The sequence below is a fragment of the Sphaerobacter thermophilus DSM 20745 genome, assembly GCF_000024985.1.
Lineage (GTDB): Bacteria > Chloroflexota > Chloroflexia > Thermomicrobiales > Thermomicrobiaceae > Sphaerobacter > Sphaerobacter thermophilus.
In genome coordinates, this window is the sequence record NC_013523.1 from 39,455 (window position 1) to 57,575 (window position 18,121).

The 18,121-nt window shown below is 70.4% G+C and carries 19 protein-coding genes; 14 read left to right on the forward strand and 5 right to left on the reverse strand.

What is annotated here, in order from left to right; translation table 11 throughout:
• Window positions 1-659 precede the first annotated feature (659 nt).
• The 12 genes from STHE_RS00195 to STHE_RS00250 all read left to right on the forward strand — a co-directional run bounded on the left by STHE_RS00195 (window position 660) and on the right by STHE_RS00250 (window position 12,136).
• Window positions 660-1,316, forward strand: coding sequence for a D-sedoheptulose-7-phosphate isomerase (locus STHE_RS00195; protein ID WP_012870528.1), 657 nt, complete (start codon window positions 660-662; stop codon window positions 1,314-1,316).
• Window positions 1,313-1,957 (forward strand): D-glycero-alpha-D-manno-heptose-1,7-bisphosphate 7-phosphatase, encoded by a 645-nt coding sequence (locus STHE_RS00200; RefSeq protein WP_012870529.1) that lies wholly within the window; start codon window positions 1,313-1,315, stop codon window positions 1,955-1,957. Before STHE_RS00195 ends, STHE_RS00200 begins: the two co-directional genes overlap by 4 nt.
• Entirely contained in the window at window positions 1,957-3,480 is a 1,524-nt protein-coding gene (locus STHE_RS00205; protein WP_012870530.1) for a PfkB family carbohydrate kinase, read from the forward strand. Before STHE_RS00200 ends, STHE_RS00205 begins: the two co-directional genes overlap by 1 nt.
• On the forward strand, window positions 3,477-4,622 hold the full coding sequence (locus tag STHE_RS00210; RefSeq protein ID WP_012870531.1) for a glycosyltransferase family 9 protein: 1,146 nt from the start codon (window positions 3,477-3,479) through the stop codon (window positions 4,620-4,622). Before STHE_RS00205 ends, STHE_RS00210 begins: the two co-directional genes overlap by 4 nt.
• Complete coding sequence (locus tag STHE_RS00215; RefSeq protein ID WP_012870532.1) at window positions 4,619-5,704, forward strand: glycosyltransferase family 9 protein; 1,086 nt, start codon at window positions 4,619-4,621, stop codon at window positions 5,702-5,704. Before STHE_RS00210 ends, STHE_RS00215 begins: the two co-directional genes overlap by 4 nt.
• A complete protein-coding gene (locus tag STHE_RS00220) occupies window positions 5,701-6,768 on the forward strand; it encodes a glycosyltransferase family 9 protein (RefSeq protein ID WP_012870533.1) in 1,068 nt (355 codons plus the stop codon). Before STHE_RS00215 ends, STHE_RS00220 begins: the two co-directional genes overlap by 4 nt.
• A complete protein-coding gene (locus tag STHE_RS00225) occupies window positions 6,756-7,817 on the forward strand; it encodes a glycosyltransferase (protein WP_012870534.1) in 1,062 nt (353 codons plus the stop codon). Before STHE_RS00220 ends, STHE_RS00225 begins: the two co-directional genes overlap by 13 nt.
• The gene (locus STHE_RS00230) at window positions 7,817-9,250 is read left to right on the forward strand and encodes a glycosyltransferase (RefSeq protein WP_012870535.1); all 1,434 of its coding nucleotides are present in this window, start codon (window positions 7,817-7,819) and stop codon (window positions 9,248-9,250) included. Before STHE_RS00225 ends, STHE_RS00230 begins: the two co-directional genes overlap by 1 nt.
• Window positions 9,247-10,005, forward strand: a complete 759-nt coding sequence (locus STHE_RS00235; RefSeq protein ID WP_012870536.1) for an SDR family oxidoreductase — start codon at window positions 9,247-9,249, stop codon at window positions 10,003-10,005. Before STHE_RS00230 ends, STHE_RS00235 begins: the two co-directional genes overlap by 4 nt.
• A gap of 236 nt (window positions 10,006-10,241) precedes the next feature.
• Window positions 10,242-10,871, forward strand: a complete 630-nt coding sequence (locus STHE_RS00240) for a D-sedoheptulose-7-phosphate isomerase (protein WP_245534861.1) — start codon at window positions 10,242-10,244, stop codon at window positions 10,869-10,871.
• Window positions 10,872-11,100: 229 nt separating this feature from the next.
• Window positions 11,101-11,550 carry a helix-turn-helix domain-containing protein gene (locus STHE_RS00245; RefSeq protein WP_012870538.1) on the forward strand — a complete coding sequence of 150 codons (450 nt, stop codon included), beginning with the start codon at window positions 11,101-11,103 and terminating at the stop codon, window positions 11,548-11,550.
• A 25-nt stretch (window positions 11,551-11,575) separates the two neighbouring features.
• Window positions 11,576-12,136 (forward strand): PIN domain-containing protein, encoded by a 561-nt coding sequence (locus STHE_RS00250; RefSeq protein ID WP_041399122.1) that lies wholly within the window; start codon window positions 11,576-11,578, stop codon window positions 12,134-12,136.
• Between the two features lie 26 nt (window positions 12,137-12,162).
• Here the strand turns inward: STHE_RS00250 and STHE_RS00255 are convergent, their stop codons facing one another.
• Complete coding sequence (locus STHE_RS00255) at window positions 12,163-12,480, reverse strand: hypothetical protein (protein WP_012870540.1); 318 nt, start codon at window positions 12,478-12,480, stop codon at window positions 12,163-12,165.
• A gap of 147 nt (window positions 12,481-12,627) precedes the next feature.
• Between STHE_RS00255 and STHE_RS00260 the strand changes: the two genes are divergently transcribed.
• Both STHE_RS00260 and STHE_RS17615 read left to right on the forward strand, forming a co-directional pair.
• Window positions 12,628-12,906 (forward strand): DUF2171 domain-containing protein, encoded by a 279-nt coding sequence (locus tag STHE_RS00260; protein WP_012870541.1) that lies wholly within the window; start codon window positions 12,628-12,630, stop codon window positions 12,904-12,906.
• Window positions 12,907-13,093: 187 nt separating this feature from the next.
• Entirely contained in the window at window positions 13,094-13,600 is a 507-nt protein-coding gene (locus tag STHE_RS17615; protein WP_012870542.1) for a DUF2267 domain-containing protein, read from the forward strand.
• Between the two features lie 359 nt (window positions 13,601-13,959).
• Here STHE_RS17615 and STHE_RS00270 read toward each other — a convergent pair whose 3' ends face one another.
• From STHE_RS00270 to STHE_RS00285, 4 genes are all read right to left on the reverse strand, one after another.
• Window positions 13,960-14,883: an IS982 family transposase gene (locus tag STHE_RS00270; RefSeq protein ID WP_012870543.1), complete on the reverse strand. Its 924-nt coding sequence runs from the start codon at window positions 14,881-14,883 to the stop codon at window positions 13,960-13,962.
• Between the two features lie 222 nt (window positions 14,884-15,105).
• Complete coding sequence (locus STHE_RS00275; RefSeq protein ID WP_012870544.1) at window positions 15,106-16,293, reverse strand: M24 family metallopeptidase; 1,188 nt, start codon at window positions 16,291-16,293, stop codon at window positions 15,106-15,108.
• A gap of 26 nt (window positions 16,294-16,319) precedes the next feature.
• Window positions 16,320-17,198 carry an ABC transporter permease gene (locus tag STHE_RS00280; RefSeq protein ID WP_012870545.1) on the reverse strand — a complete coding sequence of 293 codons (879 nt, stop codon included), beginning with the start codon at window positions 17,196-17,198 and terminating at the stop codon, window positions 16,320-16,322.
• Window positions 17,195-18,112 carry an ABC transporter permease gene (locus STHE_RS00285; protein ID WP_012870546.1) on the reverse strand — a complete coding sequence of 306 codons (918 nt, stop codon included), beginning with the start codon at window positions 18,110-18,112 and terminating at the stop codon, window positions 17,195-17,197. The genes STHE_RS00280 and STHE_RS00285 overlap by 4 nt, the downstream gene beginning before the upstream one ends.
• Window positions 18,113-18,121 lie beyond the last annotated feature (9 nt).

An 18,121-nucleotide genomic window follows, 5' to 3' on the forward strand; every position in this document is an offset into this window, starting at 1 on the left:
CATGGACGGCGGGGCATAGCGTTCGTCTCACGCAAAGCAAATGGCGCGCAACGTCCTTCGTTCCCCTTTCCCAACATTGGGCGACAGGGACGAGAAGTTCGAAATACTGTTTGCTCACCTCTTGCGTTTCTCGCGGTATCCCCGGTTGACTGAAGTGCCTGCCGTCCGTGATCGCCAGCTCATCCCTCCTGTGTATTTCGAGGTGGTTGCGTCGTAGCGCCGTCACATCTGCCTGACGCGCCAAGGCAGCGTCCCCCGGGCAACCGGGGGCGCTGTCGTGTCCGGTGGGGGTGAGGGCCGTCTCCCGGCCCTCACCCCCTGACCCCCTCTCCCAACCTTGGGAGCGGGGAACGTCCCGCCTCATGCGTCGTGCGTCACACGTCATGCGTACTGCGTAGTGCGTATCTCTCCCCTCTCCCCTTGTGGGCTCCGTCCGAGAGGGGTCGGGGGTGAGGGGTCCCCAGCCAGATCTCTTCCCCACCCCGCCGTTGTGCACCTGCACAAACCCGCTTCTCCAGAACCCAAAGCGGCTTGGGCAGATGCCCGATGAAGCCTGACTGGCAAACTCGTTAGCCTGGGAAAAGGAAATAGCCCCCGCGCATTCAAGTGCGCCGGCGCGCCTATGGGCTCGGCGTGTGCGAGCGATCGGGAGCAAACGCATGATCGATGATGACGTGCAGGTCGCAGCGTGGGCTCCGTCGACCAACGGCGGGCCGTACGGGGCGGTGCTCGCCCACGCGCTGGCCGGGCGCAGACGCGACCTGGCGGCGGCACTGACCCGGTTGGAGTCACAGAGCGCCCGCCTCGCCGCCGTGGCGGACATGCTCATCGCGACGCTGCGAGCCGGGCGCACGGTGCTGGTCGCCGGGAACGGCGGCAGCGCGGCCGGGGCCCAGCACTTCGCGGCCGAACTGGTCGGGCGCTTCCGGCGCGAGCGGGAGCCGTATCCCGTCGTGGCGCTGTGTACCGACAGCGCCGTCGTGACGGCGGTCGCCAACGACTACGGCTACGAGCAGGTCTTTGCCCGGCAGGTGGCGGCCTTCGGCCGGGCGGGCGATCTCCTGGTCGTGATCAGCACGAGCGGGGAGTCGGAGAACCTGGTGCGGGCGGCCGTGACCGCGCGCCGGCGCGGTCTCACCGTGCTCGCCGTCACCGGCGAGCGCGACAGCCGGCTGGCCGCGCTGGCTGACCTCGCGGTGCGGGTCCCCACCGACGACACCGCTCTCGTGCAGGAACTGCACCTGATCGTCACCCACGTCCTCTGTGATCTGGTCGAGGCTGAACTGGCGATCCGGGAAGGAGCCGGTGGCCCATGACCGGCCCGCGTCGCGCGATCTTCCTCGACCGGGACGGCACCCTGGTCCACCGGCGCCACTACCCCTCCCGGCCCGAGCACCTGCGCCTCTACGAGGGGATCGGCCCGGAGTTGCGCCGGTTGCAGGCGGCCGGCTTCCGGCTGGTGGTGGTGACGAACCAGTCCGGGATCGCCCGCGGCTACTTTACCGAGGAGGACCTGCACCGGATGCACGAGCACCTGGCGGCCAGCCTGGACCGCTCCGGGGTGCGGCTCGACGCGATCTACTACTGCCCGCACCACCCGGACGGGGCGATTCCCGAGCTTGCCCGGCGCTGCGACTGCCGCAAGCCCGCCCCCGGGATGCTGTGGCGCGCGGTGCACGATCTGGGCGTCGACCCGGCGCGCTCCTGGCTCGTTGGCGACGTCCTGGACGACGTGGAGGCGGGCCGCCGCGCCGGGTGCCGCACCGTCCTCGTCGATCTCGCCACCGAGTCGCCGCCGGTCACGGCGCGGCGCCGGCCGGACTTCGTCGCCCGCGACACGCCGCACGCGCTGCGGATCATCAGTGCGGTCGAGGGCCTGGCGGCGGCACCGGAGCTGGACTACCGGCCGCCGGGCTGGCCGGCGGCCAGCCTGAGCGGCGCGGGAGGAGACCGGTGATGGTGCGCGCAGTCGAGGTGGTGCGGCGCTTCCGGCGCCTGCGGGCATTGGTCATCGGCGACGCCATGCTCGATAGCTACCTGGAGGGGACCGCCGCGCGGCTCTGCACCGAGGGGCCGGTGCCGGTGGTGCGCAAGACGGCCGAGGAGCGCGTGCCCGGGGGCGCCGCCAACACGGCCGCCAACCTGCGCGCCCTAGGGGCCGAGGTCGTCTTCCTGGGGCTGGTGGGCGAGGATGTGCCGGGCGATCTACTGCGGGCGGCGCTGGCCGCGCGCGGCGTCGACGACCGTTGGCTGGTGGCCGACCCGGCGGTCAGCACGCTCCACAAGCTGCGCATCCTGGCTGACGGGCAGTACGTGGTCCGCTTCGACGAGGGAGACTCCCGCGCCGCCTCGCCCGCGGCCCACGCCCGGCTGCTGGAGCATCTGGAACACGCCGTCCCCACCTGCGACGTGGTGGTCGTCTCCGACTACGCCTACGGAGCCGTCGCCGACGACCTCATCGCCCAGTTGCGGACGCTGCGTGCCGCGCGGCACTGCCCGCTGGTGGTCGACTCCAAGGCGCTGCACCGCTTCCATGCTGCCGGGGCGACGGTTGTCACGCCCAACTACCTGGAGGCACGTCTGGCCGTTGCGCCGGGGGCGGAGGAGCCGGGCCCGCTCGACCTGGCGGAGGTCAAGCGGATCGGCCGCGGCCTGCTGGAGCAGGTCGACGCGGCCTATGCGGCGATCACCCTGGGCGCCGACGGTGTGTTCCTGCTCGGGCGCGACGGGGCCGGCCGGCACCTTCCGGTTCACCCGCCCGCGCAGGCCAGCGACATCGGCGCCGGCGACACGTTCGCCGCCGCGCTCGGGCTCGCGCTCGCGGCCGGGGCTGATGTAGTGGAGGCCAGCCGGATCGGCATCGACGCCGCCGGGATCGCCGTTGCCTGCCAGCGGACCGCCGCCGTGCCCTACCAGGATCTCCTGCGCCGCGTCAGCCTGTGCGACCTGGACGGGCGGCCCGCCAGTATGGCCGCGGCTCGCCGTGACGTCGTCGCCCGGCTCGACGTTGCCCGACTCGCGGGCAGGACCATCGTCTTCACCAACGGCGTCTTCGACATCCTCCACGCCGGGCACGTCGAGTTCCTGCGCCGTGCCAGGGCACTCGGCGACCTCCTCATCGTCGGGGTGAACAGCGACCGCTCTGCCCGGCGGCTCAAGGGGGCGGGCCGGCCGATCAACAGCGAGCGCGACCGGCTGGCGCTGGTGGCCGCGCTCGACGCGGTGGACGAGGCGCTGCTGTTCGACGAGGCGACCCCGGCCGAGCTGATCCGCGCGCTGCGCCCGCACATCCACGCCAAGGGAGGCGACTACTCCGACGTTCGGCTGCCCGAGGCCGAGGCGGTCCGTGCCGTCGGCGGACGGGTGGTGATCCTGCCGCTCGTCAGCCGTTTGAGCACCAGTGGCGTGATCGACCGCATCGTGGCGCTGGCCGGGACCGCCGACTCTGCCGGGATTGGCACGAACGGAGCGGAGCCGTGAGCCCGCTGGACGCCCGCTGGGCCGCCGCGCGCCGGGTGCTGGCCATCCGGCTGGACAACCTGGGCGACGTCCTGCTGACGACCCCGGCGATCCACGCCATCCGCGCGTCGCTGCCTGAGGCGGAGATCACGCTGCTGGCCGGACCGGTCGGGGCCCAGGCAGGGCGGCTGAACCCCGACCTGGACGACGTCGTCGTCTACCAGGCGCCCTGGATGGACCCCTGGTCCCGCCTGCCGCACGACAGCCGGCGCGAGCAGCACATGATCGCGCGGCTCAAGGCCCGCCGGTTCGATGGCGCGATCATCTTCACCTCGTTCCGCCAAAGCCCCCTGCCCGCGGCGTACCTCTGCTACCTGGCCGACATCCCGCTGCGCGTCGCCGTCTCGATCGACGGCCCCGGCTCGCTCCTCACCACGCGCCACAAGCACCCGGAGCGGATGATGCACGAGGTGGAGCGTGGTCTGGACCTCGTCGGCGCCATCGGCATGTACACCGCCGAGCGCGACCTCGTGCTCTCGGTCCCCGACAGCGCCCGCGCGGCCGTCGCCGACCGGCTGGCGGACATTGGCGCGCTGGGCGACCGCCCGCTCGTCGTGCTCCACCCCGGCTGCTCGATGCCGGCCCGGACCTACTCCTGGGAGCAGTACGCCGAGGTGACCGCATTGCTGATCGGGCGCCTAGGCGCCACCGTGGCGCTGACCGGCGTTGCCGAGGAGCGGCCGCTGGTCGAGCGTATCCGGGCCCGCCTGCGCCCCGCGCTGCGCGAGCGGGCGCTGCCGCTGGCGGGGGATCTCGACTTCCCCGGCCTCTGCGCCCTGATCGCCGCGGCGGACCTGACGATCACCAACAACACCGGGCCGATGCACGTCTCGGCCGCGGTCAAGACGCCGGTGGTCGCCCTCTTCGCACTGACCAACCCGCCGGAGCAGTGGGGGCCGTGGCGCGTGCCGCACCGGCTGCTCTTCTACGACGTTCCCTGCCGCATCTGCTACAGCCGAGTCTGCCCGTATGGGCACGAGTGCCTGCGCCTGGTCCCACCGGCCATGGTGCTCGATGCCGCGCGCGACCTCCTGTCCGGGGCGGAGCCCGCGGCGACCAATGGGGCGACCGCCTCGGTCGCACAGGGTGGGAAGCGGCCATGAGCGGCTGGCGAGAGGCACGCACCATCGCCGCGCTGCGGCTCGACAACATCGGCGACGTCATCATGCTGGGTCCCGCGCTGCGGGCCATCAAGGAAGCGTCGCCCGCGGGGCGCATCACCCTGATCGCCAGCCGCGCGGGTGCTGCGGCCGCCTCGCTCCTCCCCTGGGTCGACGACGTCATGGTCTGGCGGCCGGTCTGGCAGGACGTCGGCGGGCGAATCCCGTTCGACCCGGCGCGCGAGCGGGCGATGATCGCCGACCTGGCAGCTCGTCGCTTCGACGCCGCGCTCATCTTCACTTCCTTCAGCCAGACACCGCACGTGCCCGGCTATGTTTGCTACCTGGCGGGAATTCCGCTGCGGGCGGGGGAGTCGAAGGAGTTCGGCGGCAGCACCTTGACCGACGAGCAGCGCGGCGCGCCGGACGACCTGCACCAAGCCGAGCGCAACGTGCGCCTCGTCGAACACCTCGGCTTCCCGGTGCGCGACCGCCGCCTGGCGGTGGCCCTGCCTCCGGAGGCGCACGCGGCCGTGCCCCGGCTGGCGGCTGCAGCGGGCCTGGACCCCGGCGCGCCCTTCGTCCTGCTCCACCCCGGCGCGAGCGCCGCGGCGCGGCGGGTGCCGGTCGCGCTGGCGGCGGGCCTCGCCCGGCTGCTGACCGCGGCCGGCTGGCCGGTGTTGGTCACGGGTCAGGCGCGCGAGGCGGGTCTTGTCGCCGCGGTCGTCGATGGGGCCGGGCCGCGGGTGCGGCCGCTGGTCGGGCGGACGACGCTGGGGGAGTTCGCCGCGCTGGTGGACCGGGCCGCGCTCGTCGTCTGCGGCAACACGCTGCCGCTCCACCTGGCTGACGCGCTCGACACGCCCGTGCTGGCGCTCTACTCCGGCACCGACCTCGACGCGCAGTGGCGCCCGCGGCACACCCGCTCCCGCCTGCTGCGGCGGCCGACCGCCTGCCACCCCTGCTACCGCTTCGATTGCCCGATCGGCCAGCCGTGCCTCGACATCCCGCCCGAGGAGGCAACCGCGGCGGCGCTGGAGCTACTGGTCGGCGCCGGCGTGGGTGTACCGGGAGGTGGGCGATGAGCGCGCCGCTCGTCACCCCGCCGCGCCGCATCGCCGTGCTGCGCGCACTGCACCTCGGCGACCTGCTGCTCGCGGTGCCCGCCCTCCGCGCGCTCCGGGCCGGGTTCCCCGGGGCCGAGATCACTCTGATTGGCCTGCCCTGGGCCGAGGCGTTCGCCCGGCGATTCGACCGCTACCTTGACCGCTTCGTCCCCTTCGAGGGCTACCCCGGCATCGCGGAGGTACAGATCGATCCGGCGCGCACCGCCCGCTTCGTCGCCGCCCAGCGTGCCGCGGGCTACGACCTGGTGATCCAGTTGCACGGCAGCGGCCGGACGAGCAACGCCTGCGCGCTGGCGCTCGGCGGGCGGGTGACGGCCGGGTACTACGACGGCGCACGTCCAGCCGGGCTGGACATCGGCGCCCCCTACCCGGACGACTGCTCTGAGATCGAGCGTAACCTGCGGCTGGCCCGGCTGCTCGGCTGCCCCGACCTGGGGCCGGCGCTGGAGTTCCCGCTGAGTGCCGCCGACCGGGCCGAGGCAGCCGCGCTGCTTGACCGGCTACCGCCCGGCGGGCCGCTGGTCGGCATCCACCCCGGCGCACGCTACCCCGCGCGGCGCTGGCCGCCCGAGCGCTTCGCCGCGGCGGGCGACCTGCTGGCCGAGCGCTTCGGCGCGCGGGTGGTCCTGACTGGCAGCACGGAGGAGGTCGCGACGGTTCAGCAGGTCGCGAGGGCCATGCGCGCCGCGCCGCTGGTGCTGGCCGGGCGGACCTCGCTCGGCGGGCTGGCGGCACTGATCGCCCGGCTCGACTTCTTCATCAGCAACGACACCGGCCCGGCCCACATCGCCGACGCGCTGGGCACGCCCAGCGTCACCCTCTTCGGCCCGGCCGATCCGATCCGCTGGGCACCGCTCGACCGGGAGCGGCACCCCGTCGTGCGCGTCCCGGTCGCGTGCAGCCCCTGCGCCCACCGGGAGTGCCCGATCGATCACCGGTGCCTGCACCGAATCACGCCGGAGATGGTCGCCGCGGCCGCGATGCGGCTGCTGGGGGCGGGAGCGATCGCATGCGACGACTGAGGATCCTGATCTGGCACATCCACGGCAGCTACCTCAACGCGCTCGCGCGCATCGAGCACGATTGGTACCTGCCGGTCAAGCCGGGGCGCCCCGAAGGCTACAGCGGGCGTGGCCCGACCTTCGATCTGCCCGGCTCCGTACGCGAGGTTCCGGCTGGGCGGGTGCGCCACCTCGACTTTGACTTGGTCATCTACCAGACGCCGAAAAACTGGTTCGAGGACCGCTTCGAGATCCTCTCCGCCGAGCAGCGCGACCTCCCCGGCATCTACCTGGAGCACAACACGCCCAGGCCGGACGCGGTCCATTCCCGTCACCCGGTCGACGATCCGCGCGTGCTTCTGGTCCACGTCACGCACTACAACCGCGTGATGTGGGACAACGGCCGCACACCCACGGCCGTCATCGAGCACAGCGTGGCCATCGACCCGGCGGCGCGCTACACCGGCCGGTTGCCGCGCGGCGTCTTCGTCGCCAACGGCGTCCAGCGTCGCCCGCGCATCGCCGGGTTCGACCTCTTCCTCCAGGCGCGGGAGCAGGTTCCGATCGATGCGATCGGCATGGAGACCGAGGCGTTCGGCGGCCTGGGCGACGTGCCCTACCGTGAGTTGCACCGCCGCGTGGCCGCGTACCGCTTCGTCTTCAGCCCGATGCGCTACACCAGCCTGCCGCTATCCGTCATCGAGGCGATGACCCTCGGCGCGCCGGTGGTGGCGCTGGCCACGACCGAGTTGCCGAACGTGATCCAGGACGGCGTCAACGGCTTCGTGTCTTGCGACCTGGACTATCTGATCGACCGCATGCTCTTCCTCCTCGACCACCCGGCGGAGGCTGCCCGCATCGGCGCAGCCGCCCGCCGCACCGCCGAGGAGCGCTTCGGGCTCGATCGCTTCCGGCGCGACTGGAACGCCGCGTTTGCGCGGGTGTTGGGAGAGACACCCCTCACTTCCCTACCCCCCTCTCCCCTTGTGGGAGAGGGGGAAGACAACGGAACGCGCAATACGCAGTACGCACCACGCCCGGCTGAGGACCAGGGAAGGACGGTGCCCTGATGGCTGCCGGTCATCTGCCACCGCTCCGCATCGCGTTCCTGAGTGAGCACGCCAGCCCGGCTGCGCTCCTCGGTGGGCAGGATGCGGGCGGGCAGAACGTCTACGTGGACGAGGTGAGCCGCGCGCTCGGCCGGATGGGCCACGCGGTCGACATCTTCACCCGGCGTGACGCGCCGGACCTGCCCGAGACGCTCGACTGGGCGCCCGGCGTCCGCATCGTCCACGTCTCGGCCGGCCCGCCGCGCTTCCTGCCGAAGGACGACCTGTGGCCGTTGATGCCCGCGTTCCGCGACGAGATCCTCCGCTTCGCAGTCCGCGAGGGGGCGCGCTACGACCTGATCCACGGCAACTTCTGGATGTCCGGCTGGGTGGCAGGCGAGCTGCGCCGGGCGCTCGGCGTGCCCGTCGTCCAGATCTTCCACGCGACGGGTATCACCAAGCGGCGGCACCAGGGTGCGGCTGACACCAGCCCGCCGGAGCGCATCTGGGTCGAGACCGACATCGTCCGGCAGGTCGATCGCCTCATCGCGCAGTGTCCCGCCGAGCAGGCGGAGCTGGTGGACGACTACGGTGCTGACCCGGCGCGCGTGGTCGTCATCCCCTCGGCGGTGGACACCGCGCAGTTCTTCCCGATGGACCGCGCCGAGGCGCGTCGCCGGATCGGGCTGGACACCGACGGCCCGGTCGTCGTCTACGTTGGGCGGATGTTGCCCCGCAAGGACGTGCGCAACGTCGTGCGCGCCGTCGCCCTGCTCGCCCGGTGGACCGGTCTGCCGGTCCGCCTCCTCGCCGTCGGCGGGGAGAAGGAGGAGCCGGACCCGGAGGCGACGCCCGAAATCGGCGTGCTGCAGCGTCTCGCCGCCGATTTGGGGATTGCCGACCGGGTGATCTTCACCGGCAAGCGACAGCCCGGCGAGCTGACCGCCTACTACGGCGCGGGCGATGTGGCCGTCACCACGCCCTGGTACGAGCCGTTCGGCCTCACGCCGCTGGAGGCGATGGCCTGCGGCCGGCCGGTGATCGGCTCGGCCGTCGGCGGCATCGCCTTCACCGTGCGCCACGGTGAGACCGGCTTCCTCGTCCCGCCGCGCGATCCCGAGGCGCTGGCCCGGCGCCTGGCTGAGGTGCTGGCCGACCCGGCGCTCCGGGACCGAATGGGCCGGGCGGCCCGGGCGCGCGTCGAGCGCGCCTTCACCTGGCAGACGGTCGCCGAGCGGACCCAGGCACTCTACGGCGCCGTGCTGGCCGAGCGGGCGCGCCCGGCTGTTGCACCGTCGCCCGCGGCGCCCGACCTCACCGCCAGAGCGACGATGGTGGGAGAGGAGGTCGTCACCGAGTTCCCGCTGATCCGCTACCACAGCGGCTGCTGCATCTCGCCGAGCGGTGACCTTCACCACCCCGGCCGGGGTGGGCTGGAAGAGGAGCACTCATGAGCCTGGATGGACCAACGGGGATCGACCTGCGCGGGAAAGTGGCGCTCGTGACCGGTGCCGGCAGCGGCCTCGGCGCCGCCACCGCGCGAGCCTTCGCCCGCGAGGGCTGCGCGGTCGCATGTCTCGACATCAACGTCGAGGCCGCAGCCAATGTCGCGCGCGAGATCGCCGCGGCCGACATCGAGTCGCTGCCGCTCGGCTGTGACGTCAGCGACGCCGACGCGGCCGCCCACGCCGTCGGTCAGGTGGTCGCCCGTTTCGGTCGCCTCGACGTGCTGGTCAACTGCGCCGCCGTCGACCACACCCTGGCGGCCGAGGAGATGTCGGTTGCCCAGTGGGATCAGGTCATCGGTGTGAACCTGCGTGGGCCGTTCCTTTTCTCCCGGCTCGCCTTCCCGGTCATGAAGCGGCAGGGCGGCGGGCACATCGTCAACGTCGCGTCGACCGCAGCCACACGTGCCTGGGCCAACGCCGCGGCTTACCACGCCTCCAAGTGGGGGCTGATCGGCTTCAGCCGCGGGCTGGGGGTCGAAGGACGGCCGCACGGCATCCGCGTCACCGCGGTGATCCCGGGCGGGATGCGCACCCACTTCTTCGACCGCTTCATCGAGCAGGGCATCCCAATGCCGGACGAGGCAAACCTGCAGGACCCGGCGGTCGTCGCGGCGACTATCGTCTTCGCCGTCAAGATCCCGCCCGAGTCCGCCCTCCAGGAGGTCATTGTGACCCCGCTGACGGAGACGAGCTGGCCGTGAGGCGGTGCGTGATGCGTCATGGGTCAACCGTAGTGCGTACTGCGTATTGCGTAAATCTACCCTCTCCCGTCGTGGGCTCGGTTCGAATCGAAGAACCTCGCGTCAGACTCGCCACGCAGCAGGGAAATCTTTCGACTCCGCCGCCCACCGCCTCGCGGCGGACGGCTCTGCTCAGGATCAAATCTGCGAACGCGTCTGTCCGAAGGCGGTATAGGGCGGCATAGACAAGGAGCGTGATGATGCGAGACGAGATCGAACGGTACTGGCGCGAGATCGCGCTCCTGGTCCATGCGATGCCGGGTGCTGTGGTGGCGCGAGTCGCCGAGATGCTGGACGACTGCCGTGCCCGCGGTGGCACCGTGTTCATCGCCGGCAACGGCGGGAGCGCCGCGACTGCGTCGCACTTCGCCTGCGACCTCGTCAAGGGAACGCACCTATCCGGGCGGCGACCCTTCCGGGTCGTGCCGCTGACCGACAACATGCCGCTCGTAACCGCCTGGGCCAACGACACCAGCTACGAGCGCGTCTTCGCCGAGCAGTTGGAGCCGCTGGTGCGGCCGGGCGACGTGTTGATTGCGATCAGTGCCAGCGGCAACTCGCCCAACGTCCTCGCCGCCGCGCGCGTGGCGCGCCGTGCCGGGGCGGTGACCGTCGCCCTGACCGGGCGGACCGGCGGCAAGCTGCGTCGCCTGGCGGACCTGGCCGTCTGCGTGCCGTCGGAGACGATCGAGCAGGTCGAGGACGCCCACATGATCGTGGCCCACAGCCTCTGCGTGGCCCTGCGGCAGCACCTCCGTGTCTCGGCTCCTGCCCGCCGAGTGCTCACCGACCCGGCGCCTCACCCCGCCGTAGCCGACCTCGATTGATCCGGGCGCGCCACGCCGCCTGACGACGCGGCGGTAACCCAGGAGCGCGGGCGTCGCACGGAGCCTCGCCCAACCCCTTCGTCAGGAGCGCCGGCATCCTGCCGCCCCCCGTCGCGTTCGCGCGTGCCAGGGGCGAATGGGCCTCTTGGCACCTTTGGGTGAGCACGGTAGTTGCGTTTGTTTCGAATATGCGCTATGATGCGTCCACGCAGGCGGGAGGAGGTACCCCATGCAGTCAGCTACATTGAAGCCGAGCAAGCCGGTAATGGCGGCTGACGACGAGCGCGCGTCGCTTGAAGATATCGACCGCTTGCTGGAGAGCCGTTGGACGGACCGCCCCGCCCTCATCGGCGACGATGGCACGCGCATCGCGTTGCCTCCGTCGCTGTTTCGGGTGCTTCGCGAGGCAGTGCACGCCTTAGCCGAAGGCGCTGCGGTCACGATTGTCCCCATTGACAAAGAATTGACGACCCAGCAAGCGGCGAATATCCTAAACGTGTCACGGCCTTATTTAATCCGGCTCCTTGAGCGTGGTGAGATCCCGTACCATACGGTCGGCCGGCACCGGCGTATTCGTTTCGGGGACGTCCTCGCATACCGCCAGAAGCGCTACGAACGTCGTAAGGAAGCTATCCGGCGCATGATCGAGGCGAGCGAGGAGTCGGGCGACTATACCTAGGCGGTGAGGTTTGCCCGATCTTGGCTTGGCAGCGTTCGTTGCTGTACTCGACACGTGCGTCCTTGTGCCCGACTCGCTGCGGCATCTCTTGATCGGTGCCGCCGTGGAAGAACTCTACACGCCGCGTTGGAGCGTTAAGACCCTGGGTGAGTTGCACAACACCCTGGTCAGGCGCGGCAGGACGAGGGCCTACGCGCAGCAGGTCTGCATTGAACTGCGGGACGTGTTTGAAGACGCGACGGTCCAAGTCGAGGGCATCGAGGTTTCCGGAATGGACGCCGCACCTGACGATCGACACGTGGTCGCTGCGGCTCTGCGCAGCGGTGCCGATCTCATCGTGACGGCGAACACTCGTCACTTCCCAGCTGCCGTGCTAGACCCACTCCAGATACAAGTCAAGACACCAGATGAATTTCTCTGCGATCTCTTCGACCTTGATTCGATTCGGCTAGCGCGACTTATCCAGGAGCAAGCAGCTTGTCTCCGGAATCCCCCGATGAGTGCTGTTGAGCTGGCCGAGCAGAAGCTCATCAAACACGCTCCGACGTTTGTGGCAGCGGTGCGGCCCCTGCTGTCTTCTGACTAGGTTTGCCCGCTCACCTACCCTTCCCCCTACGGGTCCTGGAGGTAGGCGGGGCGCTGCTCCCAGCCCATGCGGTCCACTCGATCCCAGGTGACGTTCAGCACGACGCAGTCGTTGGTGACGTCGCTGAGTGATCCGATCGGCACGAAGAGGCGCGTTCCGCTGCCTGCTCGTTCCACCTCAAGGTACGGCTCAACCTCGGTGGGGTAGGCGGCGGGTGGAGGCGTCCCGTAGGTGGCGGCGCGATACACCTTGACCACGCGGCCGATCGGCTGGTGCTCGCTGTCGCAGACGTTCATGCCCCAGCGGATGCGCTCCAGCAGGAGCAGGTTCGGATCGGTGGTCATCGCGGTCTCCTTCTCCCGCGCCTCACGGGCCTGTGGTTCCTACCGATCGGTTGCACGGGGCATACCAGCCGGCATCGGCATGATCCTTGCACGGCAGAGGGGATGCCGGAAACAGCTCGGAACGAGCGAGCAGGAGAGGGATCGCCGATGAGCGAGCACAGGGCAGACATCCACCGGGGCGTGCCGGTCGTCGACTCCGACGGGCGCGGTGTGGGCATCGTCGCCGGGGTACGTGAGGACGACTTCCTGGTGCACCGGCTGGAGGCGTGCGGCATCTACATCCCGAAGGACGCAGTTGCGCGGGTCGAGAGCGACCGCGTCGTGCTCAGCCGCGGCGTCACCGACATCGAGCTGGAGCGCTGGCCGCGCGAGATGCACTGGCCGATCTCCGCGGGGGCCGGTGGAGCGGACGATTTCCCGTCCTAGTGTCCGGAATCGGACGCACGACCAGGGCGGGGGCGCGCTCGGTGCCACTGGGCCGGGACGGCGGTCCGGTATGGTCGCGGCGGGCAGCGCCCGCCTCCCGCCAGTGCCGGGGAAGCGTCCGAGCCGAATGACCCCGATGTCGCACCACGACCACATAGCCACGAACGACATTCGGGAGGGGCGGTCCATGGATAAGCGGACGTTCGTGAATAAGGTGCGCGAGCGGCTGGGCGACCGCTTCGCGTCGACGCCCGAGGAGAGCATCCGTGCCGTCTTCCAGACGCTCCACGAGCGCCTCCCCGAGGGACAGGCAGGGCATATTGCCTCGCACCTGCCCAAGGAGTTAAAGACCGAGTGGGAACTGGGCAGGGGCGCGACGCTCCGGCGCCAGATCAGCGGCACCGGTGCGTCGTTTGACCGGGACGAGTTCCTGGAGCGGGTCCGCCAGCGGGCCGGGCTCCCGACGCGCGACGACGCGGTCCACGCCACCCGCGCGGTCTTCGCCACCCTGCAGGAAGCGCTCCCGGAGAAAGATCGGCAGGATACCGCCGGTGCCCTCCCGCAGCCCCTCCGCGGCCTCTGGGAGACGGCGGCGGTGCAGGGTACCGGTCCGCGGCCAGACCCCGCCGGACAGCGGTACGAGGATCAATGGCTCCCCAGCGAGCACGTCGAGACGCCGGACCAGCTCGTCTAGCGTCCCCAGCCCAGGCCGTCCTGCGTGGTCGCCGGGCGGGCGCCCGCCCCCAGGTGATACGGTGTCTGCCACCTGGTGGGGACCCGGGCTCAAGCTGCTGGACTCACAGCGGAAGCCGGCTGCAGCCGGCTGAGGCGGAGCATAGCTCACTCCCCGGCGTGAGGTCTCGCCGCCCGGTACGTGCCCGGGGGGTTTACCCCCGGGCTGACACGGCGAAGCCCACGAAAGGGGCTGGGGACACGGTGCCCGGCGGACTGCCGAACCGGATACGCCTGCACGTGGCCATCGCAGCCCCTTCAGTGGGCTTCCCCTCTTCAGCCCGGCGGCTTTAACGCTTGGTGTGAGTTAGGGCGCCGTGGCTACCAGGTGATCAGGTTCGCCACGGCCAGCAGCGGCCGCCCCTGCTGCCGATTCAGCCAGCAACAGAGGTTGTGCAGCGCCACCTTGGCCGCCAGTCGCGCCTGGAAGCCCGCCAGGGTGTGCGGGCGCTCCCGCTCGAGGCCGAAGGTGTGCAGCAGTCGTCCAACGACCGTCTCCACGATCTGGCGATGGCGGGCCACCCAGCGGCGGACCGCCTTGGGCCAGCGCCGCCGACTGCCCCGCTGCGGGGTGGCCACCAGCGTCACGCCATAGGTGGCCGCCAGGTGCGCCTTGTAGTCCTCGCCGGCAAAGCCACTGTCGGCCAGATAGGTCGCCACCGGCGTGCCGACACTGGGCAGGCGGGGATCGGGGTGGGCCCGACAGGCAATCAGGGTCTCGGCGAGGGACCGCTCATTGGTGCTGGCCGGGGCCACGCCCCAGCCGGTGATCGCCCCCTCCAGGCTGACGGCGGTCAGCACGCGGAAGCCGGCAAACCAGCCCAGGCGCAAGCTGAAGCCGATGTTGGCCTCGCCGGCCAGCCAGCCCCGCCCGCGGCGCTTGGCGTTGCGCACCGGAGCCGGCGCCACATCGAGCACATCCACCGCCACTGGCCCCCGGCCAAGTTGGTCTGCCAGGTAGAGGGCGAACTGGGCCAGGGCGACCTGATGCCGCCGCAGCAGCCGGTTGTATTGGCTGCGGTGGGGCAGGGTCGGGAAGTAGGGGCGCAGGTGGCGCTCGGCGTAGCGGTAGAAGTCCTGCTCACTGGAGAACCTCATCCACTGCCCGAAGATGGCCAGGGTCAAGACCTCGCTGCGGCTCAGGGCCGGCGCGGGGCCGGGGCGGTGGGGCTCCGGGGGCAGGTGGGTCTGGCAGAAGGTGTCGACCAGGACATAGACTGTAATCAGGAAGGTGTCCACATCCATCGGGTGCTCCTTTCGTGGGAGACGGATACGAGCTATCTCCCGTATGGAAGTGGGCACCTTCCTGTGTCAAGAGGGCACAGCATGCCCCGGCTAACTCACACCAAGCGTTTTAGCCCCGGGCACGCGCCACGGCGCTCGGGTCCTCACGCCACCCACCGCGGCAAAAACAACAGGCCCCGGGGGTTATGCCCCAGGGCCTGCGGGTTGGCAGAGACGTGCTGCCTAGACCGGGACGATCTGGTCTTCCAGGCGCTTGGAGCGCTTGGTGATGACCTCCGGCTTCTCCTTGCCGACGATCACGGTGTCGTCGTGGCGGAAGCCGCCGACGCCGTAGATGTAGATGCCCGGCTCACAGGAGTAGACCTCGTTCTCCCGGAAGGCCCGGTAGTTGAACGCCATGTCCTCCGGGTAGCCGTGGCCCTTAATCCCCATGCCGTGCCCGGTCCGGTGGTTGATGTACTCGCCGAAGCCAGCCTCCTCGTAGACTCGCTGCGCTGCGGCGTCGGCGTTGGCGACGGTGTTGCCGGCCACCATCTGCGCCGCAGCCGCCTCGCAGGCCTCCCGCGCGGCCTCGAAGGCCCGGCGCTGCAGGTCGGTCGGCTCCCCAAGGAACAGGGTCCGCTCGTTCTCGACCACCAGCCCGGCCAGCCGGCCGACGATGATGTTGACGACGCCGTGCCCCTTCTCGAAGCGCGCGCCGCAGTCGGCGCCGGTCCCGTGCGGCGCGGCGGAGGCCGGCCCGCTCAGGGAGAAGACCTTCGCCTCGAAGCGGGCGTCCGGGTAGCGGCGAGCCGCTTCCTCTGCCATCAGCGCGGCGATGCGGAGGTCGAATGCGGCGACCAGTTCGCCCGGCTTGACCAGTTCCATGTAGCGGTCCTGCGCCCAGTCGGTCAGCTCGGCGCACTTCCGCATGATGTCCAGCTCTTCGGGGTACTTGTCCTCACGCATCCGAATCAGCCGCGGCCAGACGTCGACGAACTCCACGTCGGGCATGACCGCCTTGAGCGCGGCCGGGCCGCTGCCCTCGACGCCGAACCGCCCGCGCTTGATTCCCCGCGCGCGGAGCTTGTCCGCCAGGAGGTGCGCCCAGTAGTCGCGCGTGTAGGTGCGCGGGAACGAGCGCGGGTGCTCCAGGTAGATCCCGTAGTCACGGATGAAGAGGGTTCCCCGCTCCTCGGCCATGCGGAGGTGGTTGGTGGAGAGTTCGTTCATGACCAGGAACGGCTCGGCCTCGCGCGGGATGACCAGCGCGACTGGACGCTCCCAGGGCTCGACGTCCAGGTGGAAGCCGGACAACATGTAGAAGTTGTTCGGCTCCGACACGATCAGCGCCTCGAGGCCCTCCTCCGCGAGATACTCGCGGATCAGGCGGTGGCGGTCCTCGAAGACGCGCTGCGGTACGAAGACCATGGAGGAGAGCTCCTTCCTCTGCCGAATCAGACTTTCAAACGCGGATCAAGCACGTCGCGCAACCAGTCTCCCGCGATGTTGACGGCGAGCGCGACGAGGGCGAGGGCCAGCCCTGGGATGGTGACGAGCCACCAGGCCGCGAAGATGTACTCCATGCCCTCACTGATCATGCTCCCCCAGGCGGGGGTGGGCGGCTGCACGCCGAAGCCGAGGAAGCTGATGCTCGCCTCGGCCACGATGAAACGCGCCACCTGGAGCGTGCTGATCACGATGATTGGCGTCACGATGTTCGGGAGAAGGTGGCGCAGCATGATTCGCCCGTTCCCGGCCCCCACGACCCGGGCGGCTTCGACGAACTCGCGTTCGCGGAGGGCGAGGATCTCCCCGCGGGCGATGCGGGCATACTCGACCCAGCCGGCGATCACCAGCGTGATGATGATGTTGCGCAGGCCCAGGCCGATGATCGCGTTGATCACCAGCGCCAGCAGGATGAACGGGAACGAGAGCTGCACGTCGGCCAGGCGCATCAGGACGCTGTCGATCCAGCCGCCGTAGTAGGCCGCGATGACCCCGATCAGTGTCCCGATGACCCCGGCGATGACGACGGAGGCGAAGCCGACCGTCACGGAGATCCGCGAGCCGAGGATGAGCCGGTCGAACACGTCCCGTCCGAGCTGATCGGTCCCCAGCGGGTGACCCGCGGTGAGGGGCGGCTTGAGGCGCACGCCGTAGTCCGGCTTGTTGACGTCGCCCGATACCAGCAGCGGTGCTGCGATCGCCGCCAGGACGACCAGGGCAAGGAAGGCTACGGCGGCCAGCGCCCAGTAGTCCTGGAAGAGTGAGCTTCGGAAGCGGGTCCACTTGCCGCGCGTCGCGGCGCGCGGGAGCGCTTGTGCTGTCGTCATGATAGTCGCACCTGCGGGTTCACCCATGCGTAGGCGATGTCAGTCAGGAGGTTCGCCACCGTGTAGATGACGGCGAACAGCACCACCGCCGCCGTGACGACCGCGAAGTCGCGGTTCAGCAGGGCCTGCACCGTCACCCGGCCGATGCCGGGCCAGGCAAAGATTTGCTCGATGACGACGGCACCGCCCAGGAGGCGCCCGATCTCGAGCCCCGTGGTCGTGATCAGCGAGATGCTGGCGTTCTTGAAGGCGTGCCGCCACAGGACCGTGTGGCCGGCCAGACCTTTGGCGTGCGCGGTGCGGATGTAGTCTTGCCGCAGCACGTCGAGCATCGTCGAGCGGGCCAGCCGGGCGTAGCGGGCGATACTGGCCGCGGCCAGGGCTGTCGCCGGCATGATGAGCTGTTGCCAGCTCCCCCGACCACTGGTCGGGAGCCAGTGGAGCGCGACCGCGAACAGAAGGATGAGGAGCAGGCCGAGCCAGAAGTTCGGCACGGCCTGCCCGATCACCGCCAGCAGTCCCGCGAGCCGGTCCCAGACCGATCCGTGGCGCACCGCTGCCAGCACGCCGAGTGGGATGCCGACCACCAGCGAGATGACCAGAGCGGTCATCCCCAGCTCCATCGTGGCCGGCATCCGCTCCAGCACGACCTCAAGCGCGGGGCGATGCAGGCGCGTTGACTCGCCGAAGTCGCCTTGGAGTGCGTCCCGCATGTAGCGGCCGTACTGGACCCACAACGGGTCGTTGAACCCCAGCCGCTCGCGGATCTCGTCGAGATCCTTGGCGGAGGTGTCCATCGGCGCGAACAGCAGGACGGGGTCGCCCGTCAGGCGGAGCATGAAGAACACCGCCGTGACGGCCAGGAAGACGACGATGACGCCGTGGAACAGTCGTCTGATGATGAAGCGCTGCATGTCCCCGCC